7 protein-coding genes are annotated in these 8,274 nt (G+C 75.3%); 4 read left to right on the forward strand and 3 right to left on the reverse strand.

Annotation, left to right across the window (positions count from 1 at the left end):
* The 3 genes from ACFU6K_RS22525 to ACFU6K_RS22535 all read left to right on the forward strand — a co-directional run.
* The coding region (locus ACFU6K_RS22525) for a hypothetical protein (protein ID WP_380665683.1) at positions 1 to 762 on the forward strand (762 nt) is incomplete at its 5' end.
* A gap of 78 nt (positions 763 to 840) precedes the next feature.
* The gene (locus ACFU6K_RS22530; protein ID WP_380665685.1) at positions 841 to 1,692 is read left to right on the forward strand and encodes an SDR family NAD(P)-dependent oxidoreductase; all 852 of its coding nucleotides are present in this window, start codon (positions 841 to 843) and stop codon (positions 1,690 to 1,692) included.
* The gene (locus tag ACFU6K_RS22535) at positions 1,689 to 2,459 is read left to right on the forward strand and encodes a polysaccharide deacetylase family protein (protein WP_380665687.1); all 771 of its coding nucleotides are present in this window, start codon (positions 1,689 to 1,691) and stop codon (positions 2,457 to 2,459) included. The genes ACFU6K_RS22530 and ACFU6K_RS22535 overlap by 4 nt, the downstream gene beginning before the upstream one ends.
* A gap of 24 nt (positions 2,460 to 2,483) precedes the next feature.
* Here ACFU6K_RS22535 and ACFU6K_RS22540 read toward each other — a convergent pair whose 3' ends face one another.
* The 3 genes from ACFU6K_RS22540 to ACFU6K_RS22550 are packed head-to-tail and all read right to left on the reverse strand — an operon-like array spanning position 2,484 to position 5,679.
* A complete protein-coding gene (locus ACFU6K_RS22540; RefSeq protein ID WP_380665689.1) occupies positions 2,484 to 3,575 on the reverse strand; it encodes a hypothetical protein in 1,092 nt (363 codons plus the stop codon).
* 12 nt (positions 3,576 to 3,587) lie between these two features.
* Positions 3,588 to 4,532, reverse strand: coding sequence for an NAD-dependent epimerase/dehydratase family protein (locus ACFU6K_RS22545; protein ID WP_380665691.1), 945 nt, complete (start codon positions 4,530 to 4,532; stop codon positions 3,588 to 3,590).
* A 22-nt stretch (positions 4,533 to 4,554) separates the two neighbouring features.
* Positions 4,555 to 5,679, reverse strand: a complete 1,125-nt coding sequence (locus ACFU6K_RS22550) for a DegT/DnrJ/EryC1/StrS family aminotransferase (protein WP_380665693.1) — start codon at positions 5,677 to 5,679, stop codon at positions 4,555 to 4,557.
* A 380-nt stretch (positions 5,680 to 6,059) separates the two neighbouring features.
* Between ACFU6K_RS22550 and ACFU6K_RS22555 the strand changes: the two genes are divergently transcribed.
* The gene (locus ACFU6K_RS22555) at positions 6,060 to 8,261 is read left to right on the forward strand and encodes an MMPL family transporter (protein ID WP_380665695.1); all 2,202 of its coding nucleotides are present in this window, start codon (positions 6,060 to 6,062) and stop codon (positions 8,259 to 8,261) included.
* The last annotated feature ends 13 nt before the right edge of the window (positions 8,262 to 8,274 follow it).

Here is an 8,274-nt window from a genome sequence, read left to right on the forward strand (position 1 = left end):
CTGGCGCGGTCCTGGCAGTTCCTCCTCGGCACCCTGCTGGACATCGTCGGCTTCGCGCTGAGCATCGTCGCCCTGCGCACCCTCCCGCTCTTCCTCGTCCAGGCCGTCACCAACGCCAGCCTGGCCGTCACCGCCCTGGCCGCCGTCTGGCTGCTGGGCGCGCGGCTGCGCCGCGGCGACCTCGCGGGCATCCTCGCCGTGGTCGCCGGCCTGACCCTGCTGGCGCTCGGCTCCGGCCGGGAGGGCCGCGACCACGCCGCGCCCGCCTTCCACTGGGCGCTGCTCGCCACCACCGCCGTCCTGCTGCTCGCCACCCTGGTCCTGGTGCGGCGGGAGGGCAACGCGGCCGCGGCCGGTCTGGGGCTGCTGGCCGGGGCCGGCTTCGGCGTGACCAGCCTGGCCGTGCGGGTGCTGGACGCCTCCGGCCCGGTCGCCGTGCTCACCGACCCGGCCGCCTACGCCCTCGCCGTCGGCGGCCTCGGCGGCTACCTCGCCTACGCCCTGGCCCTGCAGCGCGGCACGGTGACGGCCGCGACCGCCGCCGGGACGGTGACCGAGACCTTCGGTCCGGCGCTGGTCGGCGTGACGGTGCTCGGGGACGCCGCGCGCCCCGGGTTCGAGTGGTGCGCGCTGACGGGCTTCGCGGTGGCGGTGGGCGGCACCTTCGTGCTCTCGCGCTTCGGCGAGCCGGAGGGCGGGGCCGCGGAGCCGTCCGCCCCGCACCGGGACGCCGAGGCGGAGCCCGCCGTACCGCCCCGGTAGCCCGGACGGCTCCGCCGTGCGAAGGTGACTTGCCGGACAAAACGGACGGCTAGGCGGTCACAGAGCGGCAGGTGCCCGATGGCGGAGGAGCCCCACTCCCGACCCCGGCGGTCGGACCCGAAGGACGTCACGGACCCCGCGGTCCGGGCGGACCGCAGGGCCCTGAAGCCCCCGCCGGACCCGGCCGACCGCCCCGTCGCGCTGATCACCGGCGCCTCCTCCGGGATCGGCCGCGCCACCGCCACCCGCCTGGCCGACGCCGGCTGGCTCACCCTGCTCTCCGGCACCGACCGCGCCCGCCTCGACGAACTCGCCGACCGCACCGGCGGCCGCGCCCTGCCGGAGGACCTGAGCAAGCCGGACGGCCCGGCCCGCCTCGCCGAGGCCGCCCTGGCCGAGACCGGCCGGGTGGACGCCCTGGTCGCGAGCGCCGGCCTGGGCTGGCGCGGCCCCTACGCGCAGACGCCCTCCGACACCCTGGACCGGATGATCGAGGTCAACCTCGCCGCCCCGCTGCGCCTGGTCCGCCTGCTGCTGCCCGGCATGCTGGAGCGCCGCCGCGGCCGGATCGTGCTGCTCGGCTCGATCGTCGGCCAGGTCGGCTCGCGGGAGGAGTCCGGCTACGCGGCCACCAAGGGCGCACTGACGATGTTCGCCGAGAGCCTCTGGTACGAGCTGCGCGGCACGGGCGTCGGGGTGCGCCTGGTGCTCCCCGGCGCGGTGGACACCCCGTTCTTCGAGCGGCGCGGCACCCCGTACGAGCGCGAGTGGCCGCGGCTGGTCCCGGCGGAACGGGTCGCGGACGCCGTGGTGGCGACCATCACCACCGAACGCGACCGCCTCTACGTCCCGCACTGGCTCGGCTTCCCGTCCCGCCTCCACGGGGTGGCACCGGGCGTGTTCCGCCGGATGGCCGCGCGCTTCGAGTGAGCGCCGCCGCCGTGCACCGGACGGGCACCGCCGCCACCGCCCTCGCCGTCGCCGCCGGCGTCGAGTTCCTGCACCTCGCCCCGGCCGCCGTCCGCCTCCCGCCGCTGCGCCGCACCCTGGCCCGCCGCACCGCCGGACACGGCGCCGCGCCCGGCCACGTCGCCCTGACCTTCGACGACGGCCCCGATCCGGCCAGCACCCCGTACGTCCTCGACGCGCTGGACGAACTCGGCGCCCGCGCCACCTTCTTCCTGCTCGGCGCGATGCTGGAGCGGGCCCCCGGGCTCGGCCGCGAGCTGGTGCTGCGCGGCCACGAGGTGGCCGTCCACGGCTGGCACCACCGGCAGCAGTGGTACCCGGCCCCCGCCCGCGACCTGCGCGAACTGCGCCGCGCCACCGAGGCCGTGACCGAACTCTGCGCCGCCCGCCCGCGCTGGTACCGCCCGCCGTACGGCGTCCTGACGGCCGGCCCGGCCCTGGCCGCCCGCCGACTCGGCCTGCGCAGCGTGCTGTGGACGGCCTGGGGCCGCGACTGGACGGCGGAGGCCACCGGCGAGTCCGTCTACGCGACCGCCCGCCCCGGCCTCACCGGCGGCGCCACCCTCCTGCTGCACGACTCCGACTGCACCTCCGCCCCCGGCTCCTGGCGCGCCACCCTCGCCGCCCTCCCACTGATCGCCGCCCACTGCCGCACCCACCGCCTCACCCTCGGCCCCCTCCGCGACCACCGGGTGGTGCCGCCGGGCACGGGGGACCGTCCGAGCTGACGGACGCGCCGGCCACCATCACCGCTAGCCCAGCCCCACCCGCCGCAGCGCCGCCCCGAACCCCGCCTGCCAGGCCTCCGGCGTCGCGCCGGCGGACGGCGCGGGCTCGGGGCGGCCGAGGGCGGCCAGGGCGTTGCGGACCACCTCGGCCGGGTGGGCGGTGGCGACGTCGGCGTGGCCGAGCTCCAGCTCGTGCTGGAGGTTGTCGCGCCCGTGCCCCTGCACCACGTCGAGGAGCAGCAGCCGCCGGCCCAGCGCCCGGGCCTCGCTGCAGGTGTCGCCCGAGCTGGTGACCACCAGGTCGGCGGCGGCCATCAGCGCGGGGACGCGGTCGGTGTAGCCGAAGGGGTGCAGCCGGGGCTCCCGGCGCGCGGCGGTCCGCAGCCGGCGTTCCAGTTCCCGGTTGCGCCCGGCCACCGCGAGTACGTGGGGCCCGGCGGCGGCCAGCGAGGCGGCGGTGCGGGCGAGCGGGCCGAGCCCCCAGGAGCCCGACATCAGCAGCACGCAGGCGGCGCCCGCCGGCACGCCCAGCTCCGCGCGCGCCGCAGCCCGTTCCGGCGGCCGGTAGAACGGCTGCCGCAGCGGGGCCGGCACCACGGCGACGTCGGCGTCCGGCCGGTACCGCCGCACCGCGCACGCGGCGACCTCCGAGGTGACCAGGAAGAGGTCCGTCCCCTCCTGCACCCAGAGCCGGTGCGGCGTCACGTCGGTGCAGAACACGAAGTGCCGGAACTCCCGCTCCGGTGCCTGCCGCAGCAGCCGGTTGACCGCCGAGGTCGCGGTGGCGAACACCGAGACCACCAGCTGCGGCCGCTGCGCCCCGATCAGCTCCCGCAGCGCCGGGACCAGCCGGGCGCGGGCCGCCGCGTCGGCGAGCAGGGCGAGCCGGGCGCCCGGCCGCAGCGCCGAGAAGTGGAAGGCGTCGTACACCCCGGGCAGGTCGAGCAGCCGGCGGAACACCGCCTCCCCGGCCGCGCCCGAGCGCTGCCCGAGCAGGGCCATGGCGTCGACCGTGCGGGTGGTCCAGCCGCGTTCCCGCAGGGTGTCCGCGCAGGCCTGCGCCATCACGTCGTGGCCCTGCCCGAGCGAGCCGGAGACCAGCAGGGCGTGCGGCATCGGGCGGCCCCGTCAGGCGCCGGCGGCCGAGCCGACGGCGGCCCGGTACCAGTCCGCGTACTGCCGCACGCCGGCGGTGAAGTTGGTGCTCGGCGACCAGCCCAGCAGCCGCTTGGCCTGCGCCGAGGAGATCCGCCGCCCCGCGTAGTCGGCCTTCCGCCCGTCGATGTGCTCGATGGTGACGGGCCCCAGCAGGGCGTCCACGGTGTCGGCGATGTCCCGCACCGAGACGGCCGTCGAGCCCTCCAGTGCGAAGGTCTGGTCCTCGGCGGCGGGGGAGAGGGCCCGGACGTGGGCGTCGGCGAGGTCCTCGACGTAGACGAAGTTGCGGCTCTGCCGGCCGTCCCCGGCGATGGTGATCGGCCGGCCGGTCAGTGCGGCCTGGACGAACCGGGCGACGACCAGTTCGTCCCGCATCCGGGGGCCGTACGGGATGCCGTAGCGCAGGATGGTGAAGTGCTGCCCGTAGAGCTCGCGGTAGCTGTGCACCAGCATCTCGGCGGCGAGCTTGGTGGCCACGTAGAGATGGCCGCTGTGCTCCAGCTCGATCGGCACGTGCTCGTCCAGCTCCTGTTCCCCGCCGTCGATCTGCCCGTCGGTGAGGGCGGCTCCGTACACCCAGACGGTGCTCGCCAGCACGGTCCGGCTCAGGCCGCTGCGCCGGGCGGCCTCCAGGACGGCCTCGGTGCCGTCGATGTTGGTCCGCACCGCGCGGACGGGGTCGGCGGAGACCTGCTCGACGTCGGCCATGGCGGCCAGGTGGTAGACCACCTCGCTGCCGGCCAGCGCCGCGGTGAGGGCCTTGAGGTCGAGGATGTCGAGCCGCGCGTGCTCGGCGTCCGGGTTGAGGTACTTGTCGGTGGTGTCCACCGCGAGGACGTCGTGGCCGGCCGCGATCAGGTGGTCCACGACATGTGAACCGATGAACCCGCAGCCTCCGGTGACGGCTATCCGCACGATCCTGCTCCCTTCGCTCCGGCTACCCGGCCAGGCGCCGGTACACCGCGGAGACGGCGTCGACCACCTGCTCCGTCTCGTCCTCGGTCATGTCGGAGTGCACCGGCAGGCAGACCTGCCGGGCGCAGACGTCCTCGGCCACCGGCAGCGGCCCGCGCCGGTAGGGGGCGAGCACCGGCTGGAGGTGCAGCGGCAGGTCGTAGACCTCGCCGGACAGCCGCACCCCGTGGTCCTCGGCCACCGCCCGTTTGAACTCGGCGCGGTCCACCCCGGACGGCAGCAGCGCCACGTACTTGTAGTAGTTGCCCCGACAGCCGGGCGGTTCGAGCACCGGGTCGAGGCCGTCCAGCCCGGCCAGCGCCGCGTCGTAGCGGCGGGCGACGGCCCGGCGGGTCTCGATGAACTCCTTCAGCCGGCGCAGGTGCACCGCCCCGATCGCGGCGTGCGGCTCGCTCATCCGCCAGGAGTAGCCGAGCTTCACGTGGTGGTTGGTGGTGAAGGAGCCCTTGCCCTGGTCGCGGTAGATCCGGGCCTCGTCGCGCAGCTCCGGCGACTCGGTGAGGATCATCCCGCCCTCGCCGCTGGTGGTGACCTTGGTCGGGTAGAAGGAGAAGGCCCCGGCCAGGCCGAAGGTCCCGGCGGCGCGCCCGTCGAAGCTGCTGCCGTGGGCGTGCGCGGCGTCCTCGACCAGCGGGACGCCGCGCCGGTCGCACAGCGCCCGCACCGCGGTGACCTGCGGGCCGACCAGCCCGCCGATGTGCACCAGGACGACGGCGGCGGTGTCCGGGGTGAGCGCCGCCTCCAGGGTCTCGGGGGAGAGCGCGAGGGTGGCCGGGTCGACGTCGGCGAAGACCGGACGCCCGCCCGCGTGCACCACCGCGCCGGCGGTGGCGTAGAAGGTGACGGCGGGGACGACCACGTCGCGGCCCCGGACGTCGATGCTGCGCAGGATCACCTCCAGCGCCGCCGTGCCGCTGCTCACCGCGACGGCGTGCGAGGCGCCGTGCTCGGTGGCGAAGGCCTGCTCGAAGCGCTCGGTCCACGGACCGAGGGTCAGCGCGCCGGTGGTGAGCATCTCGGTCACCGCTTCGGCGACCGTCGCACGGTCGCTCTCGTCGAACACGATGCGGGCGGCTGGAACGCCCATGGGGCACCTCCGGCGGCGGGCTGCGAAAGCAGCACCGATCGGGTCGGATCCTCCCGAACCGCACGTCAGCGGACGGGTCAGGCACATCACGCTACTTCGCCCACCGGCCCGCGGCCCGCCGCCGCGGCCCGCACGGGTGACCGGATCTGCTTCCGCCGCAGGTCCGGGGGCTGCTTCCGGCGTAGGACGTGCGCTCCTCCGTACGGGGGAGGGCACTACTGCGTCCGCAGTACGCAAACGGCCTGCGCAGGGACGACGACGGAGTAGGGGTCGGCGATCAAGGATTGGTCATGCTGCGGCGGACCGCGTCCACCAGGACGTCCGGCCGGCCGCGGCACGTCCCGATCCCGAGAACCGCATCCGAAGGAGTCCGCTCTCCCGTGGCCACGTTCCTCTACCGTCTGGGCCGATGGACCTTCGTCCGGCGCCGGCTGGTGACCTTCCTCTGGGTCGCCGTGCTGGCGGCCGTCGGAGTCCTCGCGGCCAAGGCGCCCGCCGCACCCGACGACGGCTTCGCGATGCCCGGCACGGAAGCGCAGAAGGCCTTCGACCTGATGAACGAGCGCTTCCCCGGCGGCCACGCCGACGGGGCCTCGGCGCGCCTGGTGTTCGTCGCCCCCTCCGGCCAGAAGATCACCGCCGCGCCGAACCAGCAGGCCGTCGAACGGACGGTCGGCGAGCTCGCCGGTTCCGAGCAGGTCACCAGCGCGGTGGACCCGTTCAAGATGCAGGGCGCCGTCTCCGCGGACGGCACCACCGCCTACGCCACGGTGAGCTACTCCGCCAAGGCCGGCGAGGTCTCCAAGACCGCCACCGACACCCTGGAGCAGGCCGCCCAGCACGGCCGGGACGCCGGCCTCAAGGTCGAGATCGGCGGCACCGCGCTGATGGCCAAGCCCGACGCGGGCGGCAGCAGCGAGGCGATCGGCATGGCGCTGTCCGCCGTCGTCCTGGTGATCACCTTCGGCTCGCTGGTCGCGGCCGGCCTGCCGCTGCTCACCGCCGTCATCGGCGTCGGCCTCGGCATGGCGTTGATCACCGCGCTCGGCAGCACGCTCGGGCTCTCCACCACCACCGGCACGCTCGCGATGATGCTCGGCCTCGCGGTCGGCATCGACTACGCGGTGTTCATCGTCTCCCGCTACCGCGCCGAGCTCGCCGAGGGCCGGACGCCCCAGGAGGCGGCGGGCCGGGCGGTCGGCACGGCCGGGTCCGCGGTGGTCTTCGCGGGCCTCACCGTGGTGATCGCGCTCGCCGGCCTCTCCGTGGTCGGCATCCCGATCCTGGCCAAGATGGGCATGGCCGCCGCCGGGACGGTCGTCATAGCCGTGCTGGTCGCGCTCACCCTGGTGCCCGCGCTGCTCGGCTTCCTCGGCCGCAAGGTGCTGCCGCGCAAGGCCCGCAAGGCCCGTGGTACGGCGGCCCCGGCCGCGAAGGAGAACGGCGGTGCCCGCTGGGCCCGCTTCATCCTGCGCCGCCCGCTCGCGGTGCTGCTCGGCGGCGTGATCGGCCTCGGGGTGCTCGCCGCCCCGGCGCTCGACCTGCGGCTCGGCCTGCCGGGGGACGAGTCCAAGCCCACCTCCACCACCCAGCGCCGCGCGTACGACCTGCTCTCCGAGGGCTTCGGCCCCGGCTTCAACGGCCCGCTGACGGTCATGGTGGACGCCAAGGGCGTCGCCGACCCGAAGGCCGCCGCGACCGAGGTCGCCAAGAAGGTCTCCGGTCTGCCCGGGGTCATCGCGGTGACGCCGCCGATGTTCAACCAGGCGGGCGACACGGCCCTGCTCAACGCCGTCCCGGCGACCGGCCCGAGCGAGGCCGAGACCAAGGACATCGTGCACGCCATCCGCCACGACGCGGCCGGCCTGAAGACGTCCACCGGGGCGACGGTCCTGGTCAGCGGCACCACGGCGATGAACATCGACGTGTCGCAGAAGATGTCCGACGCGCTGCTGCCCTACCTCGCCGTGGTCGTCGGCCTCGCCGTCGTCCTGCTGATGATCGTCTTCCGCTCGCTCCTCGTCCCGCTGAAGGCGGCGCTCGGCTTCCTGCTGTCGGTGGTCGCCGCGCTCGGCGCCGTGGTCGCGGTCTTCCAGTGGGGCTGGCTGGCCAACCTGATCGGCGTGGAGCAGACCGGCCCGGTGATGAGCATGATGCCGATCTTCATGATCGGCGTGGTCTTCGGCCTCGCCATGGACTACGAGGTGTTCCTGGTCACCCGCATCCGCGAGGGCTTCGTCCACGGCGAGGAGCCCGGTGAGGCGATCGTGACCGGATTCCGGCACAACGCCCGGGTGGTCACCGCCGCCGCGTTCATCATGATCGCTGTCTTCGCGGGCTTCATCGGGATGAGCGAGCCGATGATCAAGATGATGGGCCTGGGCCTCGCCGCGGCCGTCGCCTTCGACGCCTTCATCGTCCGGATGACCATCGTCCCGGCCGTCCTCGCCCTGCTCGGCCGCCGCGCCTGGTGGCTGCCGCGCTGGCTCGACCGGCTGATACCGGACGTCGACGTCGAGGGCAGCAAGCTCGCGACCGCCGCCCCGGAGCCGGCCCCGGCCCGGGAGTCGGTCACCGTCTAGGGCGCTGCCGCCC

The sequence above is a fragment of the Kitasatospora sp. NPDC057512 genome, from assembly GCF_042802135.1.
In the GTDB taxonomy this organism is placed as follows: Bacteria; Actinomycetota; Actinomycetes; order Streptomycetales; family Streptomycetaceae; genus Kitasatospora.